General features: G+C 66.5%; 18 protein-coding genes, 1 tRNA gene and 1 pseudogene. 9 read left to right on the plus strand and 11 right to left on the minus strand.

Annotated features, from left to right (window positions below; translation table 11 throughout):
- The first annotated feature begins 1295 nt into the window (after positions 1 to 1295).
- The 4 genes from AB0B86_RS05595 to AB0B86_RS05610 all read left to right on the plus strand — a co-directional run bounded on the left by AB0B86_RS05595 (position 1296) and on the right by AB0B86_RS05610 (position 4696).
- Entirely contained in the window at positions 1296 to 1604 is a 309-nt protein-coding gene (locus AB0B86_RS05595) for a helix-turn-helix domain-containing protein (RefSeq protein ID WP_357416140.1), read from the plus strand.
- Positions 1605 to 1692: 88 nt separating this feature from the next.
- Positions 1693 to 3171, plus strand: coding sequence for a site-specific integrase (locus AB0B86_RS05600; protein ID WP_357416143.1), 1479 nt, complete (start codon positions 1693 to 1695; stop codon positions 3169 to 3171).
- A 176-nt stretch (positions 3172 to 3347) separates the two neighbouring features.
- Positions 3348 to 3713, plus strand: coding sequence for a helix-turn-helix transcriptional regulator (locus tag AB0B86_RS05605; protein ID WP_357416145.1), 366 nt, complete (start codon positions 3348 to 3350; stop codon positions 3711 to 3713).
- Positions 3710 to 4696: a hypothetical protein gene (locus tag AB0B86_RS05610; protein ID WP_357416149.1), complete on the plus strand. Its 987-nt coding sequence runs from the start codon at positions 3710 to 3712 to the stop codon at positions 4694 to 4696. Before AB0B86_RS05605 ends, AB0B86_RS05610 begins: the two co-directional genes overlap by 4 nt.
- Positions 4697 to 4959: 263 nt before the next feature.
- On the opposite strand, the gene AB0B86_RS05615 is transcribed toward AB0B86_RS05610, so the two are convergent.
- From AB0B86_RS05615 to AB0B86_RS05665, 11 genes are all read right to left on the minus strand, one after another.
- A tRNA-Lys gene (locus tag AB0B86_RS05615) sits at positions 4960 to 5034 on the minus strand.
- A gap of 73 nt (positions 5035 to 5107) precedes the next feature.
- A complete protein-coding gene (locus AB0B86_RS05620; protein WP_357416151.1) occupies positions 5108 to 5416 on the minus strand; it encodes a GNAT family N-acetyltransferase in 309 nt (102 codons plus the stop codon).
- Between the two features lie 80 nt (positions 5417 to 5496).
- Positions 5497 to 5808: a hypothetical protein gene (locus tag AB0B86_RS05625; protein ID WP_357416113.1), complete on the minus strand. Its 312-nt coding sequence runs from the start codon at positions 5806 to 5808 to the stop codon at positions 5497 to 5499.
- A gap of 62 nt (positions 5809 to 5870) precedes the next feature.
- On the minus strand, positions 5871 to 6746 hold the full coding sequence (locus AB0B86_RS05630) for an IS5 family transposase (protein WP_357416116.1): 876 nt from the start codon (positions 6744 to 6746) through the stop codon (positions 5871 to 5873).
- 7 nt (positions 6747 to 6753) lie between these two features.
- A complete protein-coding gene (locus AB0B86_RS05635; protein WP_357416154.1) occupies positions 6754 to 7071 on the minus strand; it encodes a hypothetical protein in 318 nt (105 codons plus the stop codon).
- 182 nt (positions 7072 to 7253) lie between these two features.
- Complete coding sequence (locus tag AB0B86_RS05640) at positions 7254 to 8078, minus strand: hypothetical protein (protein WP_357416157.1); 825 nt, start codon at positions 8076 to 8078, stop codon at positions 7254 to 7256.
- Between the two features lie 31 nt (positions 8079 to 8109).
- Entirely contained in the window at positions 8110 to 8787 is a 678-nt protein-coding gene (locus AB0B86_RS05645) for a GPP34 family phosphoprotein (protein ID WP_357416162.1), read from the minus strand.
- 11 nt (positions 8788 to 8798) lie between these two features.
- Positions 8799 to 9812 carry an acetamidase/formamidase family protein gene (locus AB0B86_RS05650; protein WP_357416164.1) on the minus strand — a complete coding sequence of 338 codons (1014 nt, stop codon included), beginning with the start codon at positions 9810 to 9812 and terminating at the stop codon, positions 8799 to 8801.
- Positions 9809 to 11215 (minus strand): APC family permease, encoded by a 1407-nt coding sequence (locus tag AB0B86_RS05655; RefSeq protein ID WP_357416167.1) that lies wholly within the window; start codon positions 11213 to 11215, stop codon positions 9809 to 9811. Before AB0B86_RS05655 ends, AB0B86_RS05650 begins: the two co-directional genes overlap by 4 nt.
- A gap of 335 nt (positions 11216 to 11550) precedes the next feature.
- Positions 11551 to 12507 (minus strand): SUMF1/EgtB/PvdO family nonheme iron enzyme, encoded by a 957-nt coding sequence (locus AB0B86_RS05660; protein WP_357416173.1) that lies wholly within the window; start codon positions 12505 to 12507, stop codon positions 11551 to 11553.
- 116 nt (positions 12508 to 12623) lie between these two features.
- On the minus strand, positions 12624 to 13415 hold the full coding sequence (locus AB0B86_RS05665) for an aminotransferase class IV family protein (protein ID WP_357416177.1): 792 nt from the start codon (positions 13413 to 13415) through the stop codon (positions 12624 to 12626).
- 333 nt (positions 13416 to 13748) lie between these two features.
- Here AB0B86_RS05665 and AB0B86_RS05670 point away from each other — a divergent pair, with 333 nt between their 5' ends.
- The 5 genes and pseudogenes from AB0B86_RS05670 (at position 13749) to AB0B86_RS05690 (ending at position 17842) form a co-directional block, all read left to right on the plus strand.
- Entirely contained in the window at positions 13749 to 14693 is a 945-nt protein-coding gene (locus AB0B86_RS05670; protein ID WP_357416179.1) for a phytanoyl-CoA dioxygenase family protein, read from the plus strand.
- Between the two features lie 73 nt (positions 14694 to 14766).
- Complete coding sequence (serS, locus tag AB0B86_RS05675; RefSeq protein WP_357416182.1) at positions 14767 to 16083, plus strand: serine--tRNA ligase; 1317 nt, start codon at positions 14767 to 14769, stop codon at positions 16081 to 16083.
- An 18-nt stretch (positions 16084 to 16101) separates the two neighbouring features.
- Positions 16102 to 16209: pseudogene (locus tag AB0B86_RS05680) on the plus strand (hypothetical protein); the annotation flags it as partial.
- A gap of 366 nt (positions 16210 to 16575) precedes the next feature.
- Positions 16576 to 16932, plus strand: coding sequence for a hypothetical protein (locus AB0B86_RS05685; RefSeq protein WP_357416726.1), 357 nt, complete (start codon positions 16576 to 16578; stop codon positions 16930 to 16932).
- Entirely contained in the window at positions 16922 to 17842 is a 921-nt protein-coding gene (locus AB0B86_RS05690; RefSeq protein ID WP_357416185.1) for an NAD-dependent epimerase/dehydratase family protein, read from the plus strand. Before AB0B86_RS05685 ends, AB0B86_RS05690 begins: the two co-directional genes overlap by 11 nt.
- The last annotated feature ends 7 nt before the right edge of the window (positions 17843 to 17849 follow it).

Genomic DNA, 17849 nt, shown 5'->3' on the forward strand with positions numbered 1-17849 from the left:
TGGACATCTTGTCCGCGCAGGCAGCGGCGACCGCGTCCGAAAGGACAGGAACGTCGGCAGGGGCGCTGTGTCACCTTGTCCGGACATGCGATCGGCGGCGGTCACATGACGTCGAGAGATGTCGACCGCTTCCGTGCGTGCGGCCATGGCCTCGAGGTGGGCAGAAGGTGTCCTCCGCGTAGGGCCGGGTGTCCGCGGCGACACGCATGTCATCGATGCTCGTCGTTGACAAAGTGTCCGGCGCGGTCGCTGAGCAGGGCCGTGACAGTTCAGTCACGCGCGTGTTCCTGACTTGGGGTGACACTGGCGCCGATCGGCGATAGTCCCTCCCGTGGTGGCGGTGGTCAAACCGGCATGACACCCCTGCGCCGCATGGACGGGCGTGTCAACCGCACGCAGGCCGTGTCCGCGCCTGTCGGGTAAGGACATGTCCGCGGACACCATGTCATGGACCTACATGATTGCCTGACCGGTCGTCGCCGCTGCGGCGTGTGACACGTTGGCACCGCTGCCGAGCAGTCGGCGGTCACGCTGTCGCAGCACTCGTGAACCGTCACACCACCCACCGTGTCATCGACTTCTGCCACTGTCGGGGTGGTTGGCGCCGAGGCGGTGGCGCATCCGCGTCAGATCGGCGCTGGCCGTCCGTTCTCAGCGAAGCTGCTCCGGGTGGGGTGCGCTGAGCTGGGCGGAGCAGTCGATTGAGAAGGCCAACTCGGCATGATTCTCAGTCGATCTGCCCCGCAGCCACGTTCCGCGGCGAGTCGCCCGGTCTGGCCGCGGCCGCGAGTGGGACCTCATCGCGAACCTCTTCCTCAGCATCGTCCCTGGTAGGGCCGGTTCACGCTCTCCCCAGAACGGTAAGAACGCGGCGAGCGGGTCAGCAGACCGGGGGCGCTCAGAGCAGAAATATTGAGAACGGAGCAGATTGCCTGAGAACGGACATCGACCGCATGACTATGTGAGTCGCTGTGAGCGGTTGTGAGTTCGGCAGGCGTTCGCCAGAGCACACAAACACGGGTTTGAGGGTGTCAGAGCCCGATCCGGCCGGCGCAGAGTCGGCTTCGACTTGAGCGAGCTCCAGGTCGCACCACCACGACCCCCTGCCCGGCTCGTACCGGCTCGGTCCATTCCCTGACCGGCCACCGGCGTCCGGGCGCTACCTGACGCCACCAGCGCCGCAGGCCCGATCGTCGCTATCGGGTCGACGCCACGTCGCCTGCCGCCTCACCCCCACCGTCCCGAAACCATCCCGGCGACACCGTCGCCTTCTCCCACTGCGAAGGACCATCGCGATGAGCACCCCTGAACCTCACCTCGAGTACACACAGCCCGTCCGCACCGTCGAGGACCTCCCACCTGGCAAATGGACTACCGAGCGTATCCGCGCCCTGGGCATGGTCACCGACCTGAGCACCGCGGCCCGAATCTTCGGGCTATCCCGTTCCGTCGCCTACGACCTGGCCAAGCGCGGCGAGTTCCCGGTCGCCGTACTGCGCTTCGGCAGCCGCTACCGGGTGCCGGTCGCCGCCATCCTCCACGCCCTGCACCTACCCGACGGCGACGACAGCCGTCAGCCACCCCATCGCCGGGGGACGACTTGATCGTCGGCGGAAGGCACGCGTGGATCACCCCGTACGCAATCCGCAGCCACCGGCTGCCGAACACCCCACCCGAGGGAGACAACTGATCATGGCGGAAGGATCCGTCTTCAAACGCTGCGGGTGCCGCGACGGCAACCGGCGCAAACTCGGCAACCACTGCCCGCAGCTGCGCCGGCCCAGCGGAGCGTGGAACCCCAACCACGGCCGGTGGGCCTACCAACTCGAACTGCCCACCCACCCCGGCCAGGCGCGCCGGCAGCTACGCCGCAGCACCTTCGACACCCGTGACGCCGCCACCGGCGACCGCGACCACGCCAAAGCCCTGCTCGCCCTCGCCGCTGACGACCCGGCAGTCGCCGCCGAGATCGCCGACATGCTCCTCGGCGTCACCGCCGGCGCCCCACTGCCGGACCGCGACACGATCGCCCGGCGGGTCCGCGCCGGATTGCCCGCCACCGTCACGACCACCGTCGGCGAGTACCTGCAGTCATGGTTGGCATCCCGCCGCAGCCTCAGCAGCGTCCAACCCAACACTCTGCTGGCCTACGAGTCGCACATCCGCGTCCACTTGGTCCCGCACCTCGGCACCATCGCCCTGGTGAAACTACGGGTGGAGCACGTCGAGGCCATGTTCGCCGCCATCGCCGACCGCAGCACCGCCATCGAGATCGCCCGCCAGAGCGACGACCCCACCATCCGCGCCAGCGTCCGCGGCCTGCGCACCACCAAACCGGCCAGCATGCACCGCATCCGCGCTACCCTGCGCAAGGCACTGAATGACGCCATCCGCCGCGGCAACAACCGGCTCATCGACTTCAACCCCGCCGCCCACATCGAACTGCCCTCCGGGGTACGCCCCAAAGCCCGGGTATGGACCACCAAAGCCGTACAACGGTGGCGCGACACCGGCGAGCGGCCCAGCCCGGTCATGGTGTGGACCCCGCAGCAGGCCGGCGCGTTCCTCGACCACGCCGAAGAGCACGACGTCGCCCTCTACCCACTGTTCGCACTCATCCTGCATCGCGGATTGCGACGCGGCGAGGCCGTCGGACTCACCGACGCCGCCGTCGACCTCGACAACTGCCTGATCAGCGTCACCCAACAGATCGCCACCCACGGCTACACGCCCGTGATCAAAAAGGTCAAGTCCGAGTCCGGCAACCGGATCATGGCGATGGCCAGCATCACCCGCGTCGTCCTGCGCGCCCACCACGCCCGCCGCGCCCAGTGGAAACTCGCCGCCGGCCACACCTGGCCCGACACCGGACTGTTCTTCGTCCAACCCGACGGGAAGCCCTGGCACCCCAACACCGTCACCGACCGCTTCGAAACCCTCGTCCGCGACGCCGACCTACCCCCGATCCGGCTGCACGACCTGCGGCACTGCGCCGCCACCTACCTCAAAGCCGCCGGCGCCGACCTCAAAGACATCCAGGAACTCCTCGGCCACTCCTCGGCCGCCATGACCGACGTCTACACCTCCGTCATCGCCGAACTCGACGTCGAACGCGCCAAAGCCGAAGCCGCCGCCGAACTACTCCCCCGCCGACGCAAGCGCGCAGCATAGGCAGACAACACCCGCCCGGCGGGGACGGCAGTCCCCGGGATGCCGCCCCCGCCGTCGAGTTCGACGCCATCCGTTGCGACGCAGCCCTCCGACGCGAGCAGCAGGACGGTGCTTTAACTCAAGACGTTGCCGATGTTTTACCCCTTCCATACCTTTGTATCCGATATATTGCGAAGGTGGATGCACCTCTGCGGGAACCGACCTTCTGGATCCTGACCGCTCTCGCCGGCCCTCCAATGCATGGTTACGGGATCATCAGAGAGGTGGCGGCCCTGTCCGAGGGCCGGCTATCCATGCGGCCTGGCACCCTGTACGGCGCGCTTGACCGACTGGTGGACGCCGGCCTCATCGAGGCCGACCGGGAGGAGGTCGTCGACGGCCGCCAGCGCCGCTACTACCGGCTCTCCACAACCGGTAATGCCACCCTCGCCAGCGAGACCGAGCGCCTGCGGCGCAATGTGAAGGCGGCGACCGCCCGCCTGGGTGCCCTGGCGCCCGCCGCCCGACCCATTGCCCCACGCGCCCTGGGAGGGCTCGCATGAGGGACCTGGAACGCCGTTACCGACAGCTGCTGCGGGCGTACCCCGCTGGCTACCGCCAGGCACGGGGCGGCGAAATCGTCGGTACGTATCTCGACCTGGCGGATTCCGATCGTCATTGGCCGTCGATTTTCGATGTGGTGGATGTGCTGGCCGGAGGTGTCCGTGAGCGCCTACGCGCTGCTGGCGCCGCTGACCTCATACCTGGCATACGCCTCGCCGCTGTTCTTAGCTTGATCACCGCGACCGCTCTCGCGGGTTTCTGGGGGACCGCCGAGGTGGTCACCACTTCGGCCAGCTGGGGTGCGCCAGCCTTCGGGTCATTCGCTACCACCGGCGTCGTCGTGTGGGGCTGTTGGCTGCTGGCGGCCGTCGTTCATGTCATCGCTCCAGCCCGGTGGGCACGCGTCGCCATCGGACTGGCACTGTTCCTCACCGCCGCGGTGGTGCCCATCGCCGCCCTGTTCGAGCTGCCCCGCCCGTACTTGTTCGTTCTGGTGCCCCAGGTAACGCTGGGCCTGCTGGCGCTGGCAATCCCCTCCCACACGGCGCGACGCCATCGCCTCACGCCCATAGCGGTCGCATCGGCGGCAGCCCTCATCGCAGCTGGAGTCCTGTCCGGGAAGAGTTCGTGGTTCTACCGGTTCAATTACGGGGGCGCGTTCCTTCCGGAAGTCGGCGCGGTTCTCTTGCTGACCGCCATGCTCGCCGCGATCGTGCTGTCGCGGCGCGGTGATGCCCGAGGACTCTGGGCTCTTCTTGTCCTGCTCACCCCGATCGGACTGCTCGGCCTGTACCCACTGACCGAAAACATCGTCGGTGCTGGTCAGGCTGACTTCCGGGTCATCACCGGGACGACCGCAGCCATCTTCCTCCTGGGAGGAACCACCCTGGCTGCCGCGCTCGCAATCCGGGCGCGATCCGGCGCGACGGCCAATACTCTGGCGGTACGCCTGCACGAGCGGTGCCCGAACTGCGGCAAATAGCGGTCTGCGGATCATGACGACGTCGCGCGCAAGTGCACTTGACGGGGACCAGCAGGCCGCGAGTGACCCAGCGAGGCTAGCGCAAGCTGGACTTGTCGCCCGTCGGTAGCGCGGCAGGTCAGGAATGGGAGATGCTGCGCTTGGTGACCGGGCGGGGGCGGCGGACTGCGCCGCTGCGGGCTCAGCAAGGGCTGGCAGCAAGGTCCTAGCCCTCATGCGGTTCGCGCTGATCACCCGCAGGATGATTGAGCAGAACGCTTATATGGTGGGCCGCCTGGGACTCGAACCCAGAACCTAAGGATTAAAAGTCCTCAGCTCTGCCATTGAGCTAACGGCCCGCTGCGCTTCAGGCTACCCGACCACCTGGGGCCGGGTTGATGTCCGCCCCCGGTCCAGACGAGCGATGCTGATCTACGCCCGCCGTGACGCGTGAGCGGCGATACCCTCCCGCCGATCGCCGTCTGCCTCGGGGTTGCGGCGCATCGGGTGCAGGGTTGGACCGTCCGGCAGGATGATCGGGGGACGGGGTGCGTAGCCGTGCCGGCTGTAGAGGTCACTGGCGGTGGTGGTGCTGGTCCAGGACGGCAGGCCTACGTGGTCGAGGCGGCTGCGGTGGTGGGCGAGCATGGCGGTGCCGTAGCCGGCACCTGTGCTGCTGGGCCGTACCGCGAGAAACGCCAGCTCGTAGTGGGGCTCGGTGGGTCGCGCCTTGGCGAGCAACCGATCGAGAATGTCGAAGCGGCCGGTGTGCGGGCCTGCCGCGTCAGCTAGGGCGTGTTTCAGAAGTGTGGGATTGAGGTTCAGCCCGGTCGGTTGGGGTTGTGGCGGCCGGCCAGCCAGATGGTGAGGTCCCTTGCGATGTGGGCTTTGTCGGTCTCGATGGTGAGATCGTGGATTCGCTGGTGGGCGTCGCGGCGTTCGACTTCGTAGGTGTCGTCGTCGAGCAGTGAGACCGATGCGTACCAGGCCGGGTCGTCGTCGGCGGGGTTGATCGTGACGAAGGTGTTGTCGTTGTGGTTCAGGTCGTCGATCAGCATGAACAGGGCGTCTTCGGAGGGGTCGTCGACATGGTCGCCGTTCTCGGCGTCGGCGTAGTAGTAGTCGGCGGCCATCCGGTTTCTCCCTGCTCTGCTGGTCAGCCGGCCCAGCTTCGCATGAGGTGATGCCCGGCTGGTCAGAGCCACTCGTTGATCGCGGCGACGAGTACGGCAGCTTCAAAGCGGACGGCGAGTTTGTCGTAGCGGGTGGCCACCGCCCGGTGGCGTTTGAGCCGGTTGATGCCGCACTCCACGGCGTGACGGGCCTTGTAGTCCTCGACGTCAAACACCGGTGGCCTGCCGCCGGCCGCGCCGCGCTTCTTGCGGTTGCGGGCCTGGTCGGCGGGCTCGGCAATGGTGGCCTTGATGCCGCAGCGGCGCAGGTAGTCCCGGTTGGCCCGCGACGAATACGCCTTGTCCCCGCGCACCCGATCCGGCCGCTGCCGTGGTCGGCCTGGTCCCAGCCGGGGCACCCGGATGCCCCGCAGCACCGGCACGAACTGCGGCGAATCCCCGCGCTGCCCAGCGGTGACCAAAATCGACAGCGGCTTCTGGCCCTGCTCACACGCCAGATGGATCTTCGTGGTCAGGCCACCCCGGGAACGGCCGAGTCCGTGATCTGCTGGCTCGGGCACCACCCCACCGGCCGGCTCCCGCTGCGCGTCGCCGTCGTGTCGGGCGCCGGCGGCATGCTGATGAGCCCGGCAGATCGTCGAGTCGACGTTGACCTCCCAGCAGATCAAGCCTGCAGCGTCCGCCCTGGCCTGCAACGCGGTGAGGACCTGCGCCCATACACCCGAGCGCTGCCACCGCCGGAACAGCCCATACACCGTCTGCCACGGCCCGTACTCCGGTGGCAGATCACGCCAGGGGCACCCCGTCCGCACTCGCCACCTGATTCCATTGATCAGCAGCCGACGCGACCACACCGCTGGGCGACCACGCCCCACCGCCCCGGGCAGCAGCGGCTCCAACACCGCCCACTGCTCATCGGTCAGATCACCACGACCCACGGCAAGATCATCGATGCGATCTAGCTCGTGGATCAACTTCTGAAACAGGCCCTAGCCGCATCTGATAGTTCGCCGGTGGCGGGATGCTGCGGTATCGGTGGAAGCCGACAGTGGCGGCGTCGTCGTCAGTGAGGTGGATGTCGCCGTAGAACATGGCGTGTTCGATCCAGATGCCGAGGACGTCGGTAAGGATCCGGCGGCGTGGGCCTGGGTCGGGGATCAGCCATGTGGCGAGAGGGCTGGGATGCAGTGCGTCGGCGATCAGTGCGGCGACATGGTCTTTGTCCGCCCACCGGGCGGCGCGGATGCGCGTTACAGCGTCCATGGCTAGATTTCCCCTCGATCTTGTCGGTCGCGCAGGTCAGGAGTTGCCGCTGCTGGTGGCATGGGCGTGGACGAGGAACAGGTGGTAGTCGTCAACCAGGGGGCCGGTTCGGTCGCTGCCCGGTGGTGGTGCGAGTGCGGTTCTTTCGTAGGCGAGTAGTTCGCCGGTGGTGGGGTTGAGGATCAGCAGGAAGCGGATGGCGTTGGAGGTGTGGCGCTGACGCCGATGCCGGTTCGGCCTGCGCGGTCGGTCACCGAGCCGTGGTACGCGATTCCGGGGGTGTCGCTCAGGACGGTGAGGACCGCGGTGCGGGCGGCTTGGTTGGGAGTACGCCAGCCGAGCAGGCTGACGAGACCGCGAATGACGGCGGTGGGTCCGAGGAACCGGGGCTGGGTGGCGTCGATGTGCGCGCTGAGCGCTACCGGGTCGGTGGCGATCGGTCCGATGGGTCCGTCCAGCTCGCCGGGCTTGTAGGTGCTGTCGTCGGTGGGCCGCTTACCGATGGGGTAGCGGCTGCGGATCACGCGTCCGGAGGCATCGTCGGCACGCCAGCGCTGCTCTTCGAACAGCACGATCCGCGTGGTGGCGTTGTTGCCCGCGATGGTGGTGTCCGTGGCCCATTGCAGCAGGTGGATGTAGGCGAACCGGCCCGGGATGGCGTCGCAGCCGGACGGCCCAACCGTGACCGCGTTGAGCGCCTGCCGCGCCGGGGTCGACTCCGGTAGACGCGTAGGGGATGGGTCGAGTTTCTGCTGTGCGCGTGCCTTGAGCTGCGCCGCGGTCAGGGCGGCGGGTGACGGACAGGGCGACGCGGCCGACCGGACCGGGTCAGTGGTGGAAGGTGAGGGTGGGGATTGGGCTGGCCCGGCGGCGCCCGTCCAGTTCGGGATAGCGGTGGCGGTGGCGAGGAGGCCGAGCGCGCAGGCGGCGGCAGTGACCTTTACGGCTCGCCGGCCCACCGGGTGGGGCGTCTCGGTCGCGGGTCGCTCGTAGGGCAGGTTGTTCACGGTCAGCTTTCTCGAGGTGAGGTGGATTGGGCTAGGGGTAGGCGGCGGTGGCGAGGTCCCCGACGGCGGCGTCAACGGCGGCAGTGATGTCGCGTACCGGCTCGTAGTGCTGCCCGGCGATGGCCTTCAAGCGAGCCGTCAGGGTGGCGGTGTCGTCGTCGAGGTAGAGGTGGCTGGTGAGGCCGAGGTCGGCGACGAGGCCGGCGAGGGCGGCGGTGTGGTTGTCGGGTTGTTCGCGGCCGGCGGCGAGGTAGCGCAGGCGGGAGCGGGCGACGACGGCCCATTTGCTGTCGGTGGCCAAGTAGGTGTCGGCGCGTATGAGGCCGCCGAGGCGCCGTCGGGTGTGGTGGCGCAGGATTCCGCCGGCGACGAGTCCGGCGCGGGTGCGGTCGTAGAGGTCGGCGGAGAACACGCGCAGCCACCCCCGCAGGGGTGGGTGGGTGTGGCGGATGGTGGCGGTCGCGGCGTCGGCGATCAGGTCCCCGACTGGCCGGTCGATGTGTGGGTGTATCCGTGGGTGGTTGGCCGGGCGGGTGTCGTCGTTCGGGTCGAGGGTCACCCGCCCGGCCAGGTACAGGTCGATCAGGACCGCGCCCGCGAGTCCCAGGGCGAGGGTCTGCTGGTGCACGTGGGGGTGTCCGGTGTCGTCGTCGTGGCCGAGGAGGAACAGGTCATCGCGCAGCGGCAGGCGCGGGATCGACGCGGTCATCGGCGGGGCTCCTACCGCAGTCCGGCGGTGAGTCGCCGCAGCCGCTCGTGTGCCCCGCCGTACGCGGGTCCGGGGGCGGGGAGCAGGTTTTTGTCGATGGCGGCGAGGACGGTGTAGTTGGGGTCGCACACGTTGCCGATCGGCGCCCGTCCCGCCTGCGACACGAGTTGGTAGGCGTCCAGGGTTTCCAGGCCGGTGAGGGCGCTGGCCCAGCGGACGAGGTCGTGCTGGGCGATGCGGTAGGCGTCCTCCAACGGGCGGGCGCACCCGATCGTCAGGATGTCCCGGTCGGTCTCCAACCGAGGCCACCGGGTGGTGACGCCTTTGATGACGTCGATGGCGAGGGTGGTGGTCGTGGCGATCTCCACGCCGACGCCGCAGGCCTCGCCCTCGCCCTGGCGGGCGTGCCCGTCGCCGAGGGCCAGCATCGCCCCGTGGACGTTCACGCCGAGGTAGAGGGTGGTGCCGGCGCGCAGGTGTGGGGTGTCGAGGTTCCCGCCGTGTGTGTCGGGCACGAGGGTGGAGCGGGCTTCGAACCCGCCGGGGGCGACACCGATCGTGCCGATCATTGGGTCCAGTGGCAGGTCCACGCTGTGGTCGCTGCGGGTGGCCTGAAACCGTACGGTCCCGGCCTGCCGGTCGATGCGGTACACCCACACCCGCTCCTCCAACGGAGGCTGCAGGGTGGCCGTGTGGGAGGTGGACGTCAGTGCCCCGAAGTGCGGAAACGTCGACGACACACCCCAGTCCCGCGCCGGGACGATAGCGGCGAGGTGGACGGCGAGCGTGTCGCCGGGCTCGGCGTCCTCGACGAAGAACGGCCCGGACACCGGATTGAGGTACGGCATGCGGCACACCTGCGACGGCAGGTCCGCCGGTCCCCTCACGAGACCACCGAAGCAGTCCTCCGTCACGACGGTGAACACGTCACCGCCGCGCACGTGCGCCACCGGCATCCGACCGCCGAAGGTGTACGCCAGCTCGTCTCGGGCTGGCCGGTAGGTGAACCTGTCCATGCCGGTCACACCCGCTCCACGTGACGCGCCTGCGGCTGCACGGGCGCCAACCCCGAGAGGGCAGGTCGGCGGCCGGACAGGTACAGGCCGGCCAGGACCACCATCCCGAGGGCGAGCCAGGCCAGGCCGAGGCGCTGGGCGGCGATGTTGGCGTTGACCACCACCCACACCAAGATGGCGAAGCCGACGGCGGGCATGACCAGGTGCGCCCACCAGTTCCCGCTGCGCTCCCGGACGAGGTGATGCACCACGACCGAGACGTGCAGGACGAGGAATGCGACCATCGCCCCGAAGTTGATCAGCGACGACAACAGCGTGATCCCATCCGCACGAGTCGCCATGTACAGGCCCAACGCCAGGGACACCGCCCCGGTGAGTAGCGTCGCGTTGATCGGCACGTTGCGGCGGATCGACACCTTCGCCAGGAATGCCGGCAGCTGCCGGTCCCGGGCCATCGCGTACAGCAGCCGAGACGTGGCGACCTGCGCGACCATCGAGTTTGGCAATCCCCACGCGATGGCTGTCGCGACCGCGCACAGCGTCGCCAGCCAGCCTCCCCCGGCAACGGCGGCGGCGTCGTAGAAGGCAGTGCCGTTTGGATCACCTTCCGCAAGGAGGGTGCCGGGGTCGGGGACGAGCATCGCGGCCAGCCACGTCTGCGCGATGAACAGCACCCCGGCCAGGATCAGGACGGCGGCCATGGCGCGGCCGATCTGACGGGAGCCGCCCTTGGTCTCCTCCGCCAGCATGGAGATCCCGTCGAAGCCGAGGAAGGACAGCACCGCAAGCGACACCGCACCCGCCACCACGGACCAGGTGAACGTGTCAGCGCTGTAGAACGCCTCCCAACTGAACCGGCCCCTACCCGAGGCGAGGGCCCAACCGGCGACGGCCAGGAACACCGCCAGGACGATCAGCTCGCCGACCAGCATCACCCGGGTGACGGCCGCCGTCATGCGGATCCCCACCGAGTTAACGACCGTGTTCACTGCGACGAACCCGAGGAGCCACAGCCACACCGGGACCGCCGGGACCGTGGCGTGCATCGCCACCGACGCCACCAGGTACAGCAGCCCCGGCACGAGGACGTAGTCGAGGAGGATCACCCAGCCGGCGAGGAACCCGACCGGCGGGCTGATGCCGCGCCCGGCGTAGTTGTAGACGCTGCCCGACATCGGGAACGCCTTCACCATCTGCGCATACGAGAACGCCGTGAACACCAACGCCACCACACCGACCGCGTACGCCAGGGCCACCATCCCGCCCGAGCCGGCGTAGACGCTGCCAAAGATCGCCATCGGTGCGATCGGCACCATGTACACCAGGCCGTACGCGACCAGGTCCCGGAACCGCAGCCTCCGGGCTAACTCCTGGCGATAGCCGTACCGCTCCAAATCGTCTTGCCTGTTCACGCAGAACCCCTTCATCACGAGGACGGCCATGGACATGCAGGGCTGGGCGACCGCACCGTTACCTCGATCCCTCTAACCGGCGGAAGCGTGGTCATCTGGCTCGTCTGGGTGCCGTGGTCGGGAAACATGAGGCCCAAGCCGTGCGGCGATCTTCCTCAACGGCTGCGCCGGACTGCTCTGAGCCGACTCACCCGCCGATCGCGTAATTCCAGAGTGATCAATGCGAGCACCAGATGGAACGACCTGCCGCCGAACCGGTGCTGCATCTACGCGGAACCCTGGTGACGCAAAACGCCGCCGAGATCGGCGGCGTTTTCGCAGAGGCGGGCTACGCGTTAGTCAGGACGGGGCGCAGCAAGAAGCTCCGCCGTGACGGCTCGGAACCCCGTGTCGTCGTCAAGCATCTCGGCTGCGGCGTCATTTGTCGCGGGGGCAGCGGCCAGTCTGAAGGGGCTAGTGAAGGCGCTTCCATTGAGTACGTAGCGGCCCGGGTCGGTCTCCGTACGACACCATTCCCAGATGTTCCCACTCAGGTCATAGACTCCGTAGGGGCTGACACCACTGTGGAAGCGCTCGACGGGCGTTGTTCGACCAATGCCTGACTCGCGTACGTTACATTTCGCGACGGTCGACTGGTTGCCCCACGGAAAGGCTTGACCATCGGTGCCTCGGGCGGCCTTTTCCCATTGCTGCTCGGTGGGCAGGTCGACGCCCGCCCAACGGCAGTACGCCTCGGCATCCCGGTATGTCACGTTCACCACCGGATGATCGCTGAGGTCGGCGGGGCAGCGGCCATTCTGCCAGTGCTGAGGCGCTCGATAGTCCTGCTCGGCCACGAATCGCGCATAGTCGATATTGGTCACCGGTGTGACGTCGATGTAGAAGGGTGGTAAATCCAATACCCGGTTGTCCATGCCAAACAGGAATGACCCCCCGGGGATTAGCACCATCAGCTTTCCTGTCCGCGGGTGCAGTTGCTCTACCGCCGTCGCGCTGGGGCGCAATTCGGCGCTCACCGCAGGTCGCGGTTGCCTCCGGAGGGTCTCGTTAGGTTCGAGTCCGCTCCCCATCAACAGTTCAAACCGGGCGCGCACGTCGTTGCTGGCCTGTTCGAGAACGGTGTCCAAGATCGCCTGGCTGTCGGGGCGGGGCCGGATTCGGTCGGCACCCGCCTCCCACTTGGAGATCGTCCTGTCGCTGACTCCCAGGTAGGCGGCAAACTCGCGAAGGCTCATCCTCTTCGCCTCCCGGAGCGCTCGTGTCTCGCGTCCGGACCACTTGCCCACTGCCATCAAGGTGCAGTCCTTCTGGTATCTATGTCTATCAACCGTCAGCCCTCGATCGACACAGGTACCACATGACCACGGCTCGCATCCACCCGTCAACGGGTCGTAACCGCGAGCAGGAGTTACAACGGCTGCCACTCCGTGGCGTCGTACTCCTTCCGGAGCCGATCGACGAAGCTCGTCCCGTCACTTAGGGACACGCCGTCGATCGCCGCGACGAGCCGCAACCCGACGCCGGCGTTGGTGATGAACGCGCTGTCGGACGCCGCAACCTGGTCGAGGGCGATCGACTCGCGGCGAACCTCGATCCCACTTCGCTCCATCACCGTAGACACCAGCCGCATCGTGACTCCTGGAAGGCAGTCGGCCTCCGGCCACCTCACCTTGCCGTCGCGGATAAATCCTATGTTCCAGGTGGCGCCTTCCGTGATCAGGCCATTCGTGCCGACGAAGAGAACATCGTCGTACCCTGCCCTCTGAGCTCGGCGACGTTGGTGGACGGTGCCGAACAGCCCGATGTGCTTCACCTCTGGCAGCTCCCGCTGATACCTCGCGACCTTGAGGCGTATCGGCGGTGGGACTTCAGCTCCGACTGGCCGCAGGGTGACCAAGATGCGGGGCTGGCTGCTCGCGGCCGGATGCCCGAGACTGAGTTCGGGATCAAAGATCGTCACCCGCATCATCACCGGCACCGACACCTGTGCGGCCAGCTTTCGGGCCAGCATGCGAACCCGATCGGTGTCCACGCTCACCCCGAAGACAGTCTGACTATCCCGAGCAAGTCGCTCTAGATGCAGGTCGAGCCCTCGTGCCCGGCTGCCTTCGACGCGCATTGACGTGAAGTGACCGTAGTTGACGAGCGCGGCAGCGCTCAGTGCGTCCGCGGTGACCGGCACGCCCTCCAGCTCCATCATGGGTCCATCGTGACACTTGGCGTCGGTTTGCAGCGAGATCGACTGTGTCGAGGTTCAGCGCTAGTTCAGCATTTGGGCAGCACCTGATGCTTCCGCTTGACCTCCTCGACGGGCCACTCTAGTGATTCGACGTGATCACTTGGAGCACGGGTTTGACTACCAGATGAGTCTGTTGCTCTGTCGTCTCGAACGATGATCAAGGATTCGAGCACCAAGTCCCACTCGATTCAGTCCTTCGAACGAGGAGGCGAAAAACTCCAGGGCCCAGACCGGTGGGTGGTCACCAACCAGCGGCAGAGGCCGCAAACCTCAGGCACGCAAATTGGAGTAGGAATGGATCCTGACACTTTGGCTCGCTTCCGTCGCGATGGGTACGTTGTATGTAGCGACGTCCTCAGTTCTGCCGAAGTCGCCACGATCAGGGCCGCCATTCCCAAAACCTTAGATGAGAACCGTTCGATTCTGGGATTGCCTGGTCCGGACGTAATTTCCAGCCCGGAGCGGCTGCTGGATCAGGTCCTGTGCGTGCACCATGTGCATAAAATCAGTGCGATGTTCCGCTCCCTTGCAGAGCACCCTGGGATTGTAGAGAAGCTTGCTCAAATAATTGGACCTCAAGTTAAGTGCCTGCAGTCACAACTCTTCGTAAAACCCCCGGGTTTCCCGGGGAATGCGTGGCACCAGGACGAGGGGCCAATACCAACGAGAGACCGCAGCCTGGTGGCGGTTTGGATCGCCATTGATGACGCGACAGCGGAAAATGGGTGCCTTCGTGTAGTTCCAGGGAGCCATCGATCCGGCTACCTGTACCCAGTACGTGAGCATCATCGGCCAGATGAGTACGACTTCACCACGGAGTCTTACGGCTTCGACGAGAGTGCTGCCAGCTTGGTAGAGCTGGCTGCCGGGTCTGCGATCTTCTTCCACGGCTACCTTGTCCATGGCTCGAGCCGCAACCGCTCCAGCGGCATGAGGCGAGCACTCACCTACCACTACATGGACTCCTACTCGCTGCTGCCCTGGCAGGGCGGACGTGGCGACTACCGCGATGTCTTCCCGGTTTTGGGGACCGATCCGTACGAGTGGAAGGGCTACGCCGACCAGAGCGTCCCGCACCTGCGCCTCTGGCCCGATCCAGGACGTCCGCCAGAACCCGGACTGTTGGACTACACGCTGCGGACCAAGATCGCGGCGGCAATCCGCACCTGGGGACACGACGAACGAGCTGCCATCCGTCAGTTCCGGGAGGTTCTACGCGAGGCACCCCGTGACGTCTGACTGTGCCGCAAAGCCACCAGCGCCGACGCGGGTGCCCCGGCTCGGCACTTCCCGTACGGTAAAATCCCCGATCGTGATCAATGTCCAGCTATTGCGGGATCCCGCTTTCGTCGACCAACTCGGCCGCGCAGCGAAGCTGAAGCGAATGGATTTCGACGCGAATGAGTTGTCTGCCGCCTTCGAGGCTAGGCGGAAAATCGTCGGCCTCGTCGATGAGGCTCGCGCCCGGCAGAAGACCTTGTCGAAGAGTTTCCGAGACGCTGATGCCGATACCCGCGCGACCTTGCAGGCTCAACTCACCCTGATCTCCGACGAGGTGAAGGGTCTTACCGTCCAGCTAAGCGCAGCCGAGGAACGACTTCACGAGTTGGCGCTGCGGGCACCGAGCATCCCCGATCCAGCGGCCCCTGTGGGCGCGACCGATGAAGATAATGAAGTAATCCGTCACTGGGGCGAGCCCAGGCAGATGGACCCGACCATGGTCGATCACGTTGAACTTGCGCGCCAGCTTGGACTCGTCGAGTTCGACCGCGCGCAAAAGTTCGCCGGGTCGCGCAGCATTGCGCTAACCGGCAACGGCGCGCTTCTGACGCGAGCGGTACTCGCCATGGCGCTGGACCTGCTGACCGTCCGCGGTTTCCGACCTGTCATGCCGCCAGTCCTGGTCCGGGAAGAGGCAATGGTCGGCACCGGATACTTCCCCCTCGGGGTGGAAGACGCCTACAAGGCTGACCGAGAGGACCGCTACCTCGTCGGCACGTCCGAGGTTTCGCTGGTCTCCCTACACCGCGACGAGCTCCTCTCCCTGTCTGACCTGCCGATCCGCTACGCCGGGATCTCCTCCTGCTTCCGGCGGGAAGCCGGCTCTCACGGTCGTGATACGCGCGGGCTCTATCGCGTACACCAGTTCGACAAGGTCGAGCAGGTTTCCATCATCGAAGCCGACGATGAGTTGTCCGCGCGAGAGCAGTTGGCGCTCCTGGACAACTCCGAGACGGTGCTCAAAGCGCTGGAACTGCCGTATCGGGTAGCTGTCGCATCCACGGGAGAGATGGGGCAGGGTCAGCGACTGAAGTACGAAGTCGAGACATGGATGCCCAGCCGCGATACCTACTCGGAGACCCACTCGTGCTCGAGTTTCGGTGACTTTCAGTCACGCCGCTCGAACATCAAGTACCGCACCTCCGCCGGCGGGACCGCGTTCGCGTACACCCTGAACAACACCGCGGTGGCTTCGCCCCGGATCCTCATCCCCCTGCTCGAGCACCACCAGCAGGCCGACGGATCCGTCCGCATCCCGACGGCCCTCCGGCCCTACCTGAACGGCCTGTCGACCCTCACCGCGGAAACGCCCTCTTCAGAGCTGGTGCCGGCATACGTACCAGCATGACCCCGTGAAGGGAGACTCGTGGAGCGTCTCGCGACAAGCGCACTAAAGACGATCCATCAAGACACCTGCAAGGCGCTCCACGAGCCAACCGCCACCTACCTGATCGGCAGCCATGCCAGAGGCGACGCCGACCAGGCAAGCGACCTGGACGTCGTCATCTTGACCCGCGGCGACGTACGGACCGCACACCATCTCGCCACGTCGCTCTATCAAGAGCGTTGTCCCGACGAACCTCCGCTTGACCTGACCGTCCTCGCCTACGACGACCTCGGGCGCCCAGCCACCACGGACCTCGCTCGGATACAACGGCGTGAAGTCCTGTTTCCCCTCGCTGATCACGGCCGGCTTATGGGTGGGCCTGATCTCGCTGGTCACCTCAGCAGTCGGCTGGTCGTCGGGGCAGCTCCCACCATAGCGATGCCGTGGGTTTTCACTCGCAGGGTCCGCGGGCTCCCAGAGCATCTGCAACCTACCGGGGTGTCCATGCCTCCCATGCCCGACGATGACTTCCTCGGGTACCCCATGGACGGTCGGGTCAAGATCGTCGCGTCGCTGGCCTCTTGGATCGGCGCCGGCATCGTCTCAATGACGACGGGCTGGGACCGGGTCGCGGCGAAAGAACACGTGGTGACGCGCCTGAACGACGTCGATCCGGCCTTGGCGCGATGGCTGCGCGAAGTCATCACGACATGTCGCACGACCTGGGGTTACCGAATGCCGGAGGATCCGCGCAGCAGGGCTCTGCTACGCAATATTTGTCAGCATCTGCACCAACTTGAGTGCGACTACTCCCAGCAATACCGCAGCTATGGGCAGGATCGCGTGAAAAGTCACTCCGGTGCCCGCTAGCCATCCCCGGCCAGTCGCCCTGGTCACTGGTGCGAGTGGCTTCCTCGGCGGCATGCTGACGACAAAGCTGCGCTCCCACAACTGGTTGGTTGTCGGTGTTGATCGTGTCCCGCAGCCGAATCTCGGTGTGCTCACCGCGGACATTCGCAACGTCACCGCGCTCAGAGAAGTCCTGCCACAGCATGTCGACATCGTCATCCACCTCGCGTCACTGCTCTCCGCCGTCTGCGAGAAAGACCCTGCCGCAGCCTTCGATGTCAACGTCGCAGGAACAGCCTTGTTGCTCGAGGTCCTTGCCGAAAAGGCGCACCCGGCTCTACTGATGACATCATCGATCGCGGTCTTCGATGACGCGCCGGCCACTGACGACACACCCGTCCGACCCCAGTCCGCCTATGGCACGAGCAAGGCGATGGCAGAACTCCTCATCGCCGACGCCACACGCCGCGGCATAGTTCGTGGCCACGCAGCGCGCCTGCCGACTGTCGCCGTACGGCCAGGACCACCGAGCGGCGCCGCATCGGCCTTCGCCAGCACCATGGCGAAGAACGCGTTCGACGGCACGGACATCATCGTTCCCGTACCCGCGGGACAGCGGATCGTGCTCACCTCGCCAGAAGCAGCTGTGGAGAATCTCTACCTGCTGGCCGAGGTCATCGTTCGTGAGCGGTCCGTCGTCCCGAACGCAATCAACGTGCCGGGGATCGCGTTGGACATTGATGCCATCGCCCAGCAGTGCAGCGCCGCCGCACCAGCCACCGTCAGCGTTCGGCGCGAGATCGACCCAGATGTCGAGGCAGTCGTCGCATCGTGGCCAACGCGGTGGGAATGCCCAGCCGCCGTCCGGTTGGGGCTGCAACAAGACCCTTCCTTTGCCGCCATCTTGGCCGGCTACAAACTTCGTGCTTAACGGAGGT

It is taken from the genome of Micromonospora sp. NPDC049047, from assembly GCF_040649135.1.
In the GTDB taxonomy this organism is placed as follows: domain Bacteria; phylum Actinomycetota; class Actinomycetes; order Mycobacteriales; family Micromonosporaceae; genus Micromonospora.

Coding starts and splice junctions, on each gene's coding strand:
- AB0B86_RS05595 (WP_357416140.1), top strand. CDS start 1,296: ATGAGCACCCCTGAACCTCACCTCGAGTACACACAGCCCGTCCGCACC.
- AB0B86_RS05600 (WP_357416143.1), top strand. CDS start 1,693: ATGGCGGAAGGATCCGTCTTCAAACGCTGCGGGTGCCGCGACGGCAAC.
- AB0B86_RS05610 (WP_357416149.1), top strand. CDS start 3,710: ATGAGGGACCTGGAACGCCGTTACCGACAGCTGCTGCGGGCGTACCCC.
- AB0B86_RS05625 (WP_357416113.1), bottom strand. CDS start 5,808: ATGGCCGCCGACTACTACTACGCCGACGCCGAGAACGGCGACCATGTC.
- AB0B86_RS05635 (WP_357416154.1), bottom strand. CDS start 7,071: ATGGACGCTGTAACGCGCATCCGCGCCGCCCGGTGGGCGGACAAAGAC.
- AB0B86_RS05645 (WP_357416162.1), bottom strand. CDS start 8,787: ATGACCGCGTCGATCCCGCGCCTGCCGCTGCGCGATGACCTGTTCCTC.
- AB0B86_RS05660 (WP_357416173.1), bottom strand. CDS start 12,507: ATGGCAGTGGGCAAGTGGTCCGGACGCGAGACACGAGCGCTCCGGGAG.
- AB0B86_RS05665 (WP_357416177.1), bottom strand. CDS start 13,415: ATGATGGAGCTGGAGGGCGTGCCGGTCACCGCGGACGCACTGAGCGCT.
- AB0B86_RS05670 (WP_357416179.1), top strand. CDS start 13,749: ATGGATCCTGACACTTTGGCTCGCTTCCGTCGCGATGGGTACGTTGTA.
- AB0B86_RS05685 (WP_357416726.1), top strand. CDS start 16,576: ATGCCCGACGATGACTTCCTCGGGTACCCCATGGACGGTCGGGTCAAG.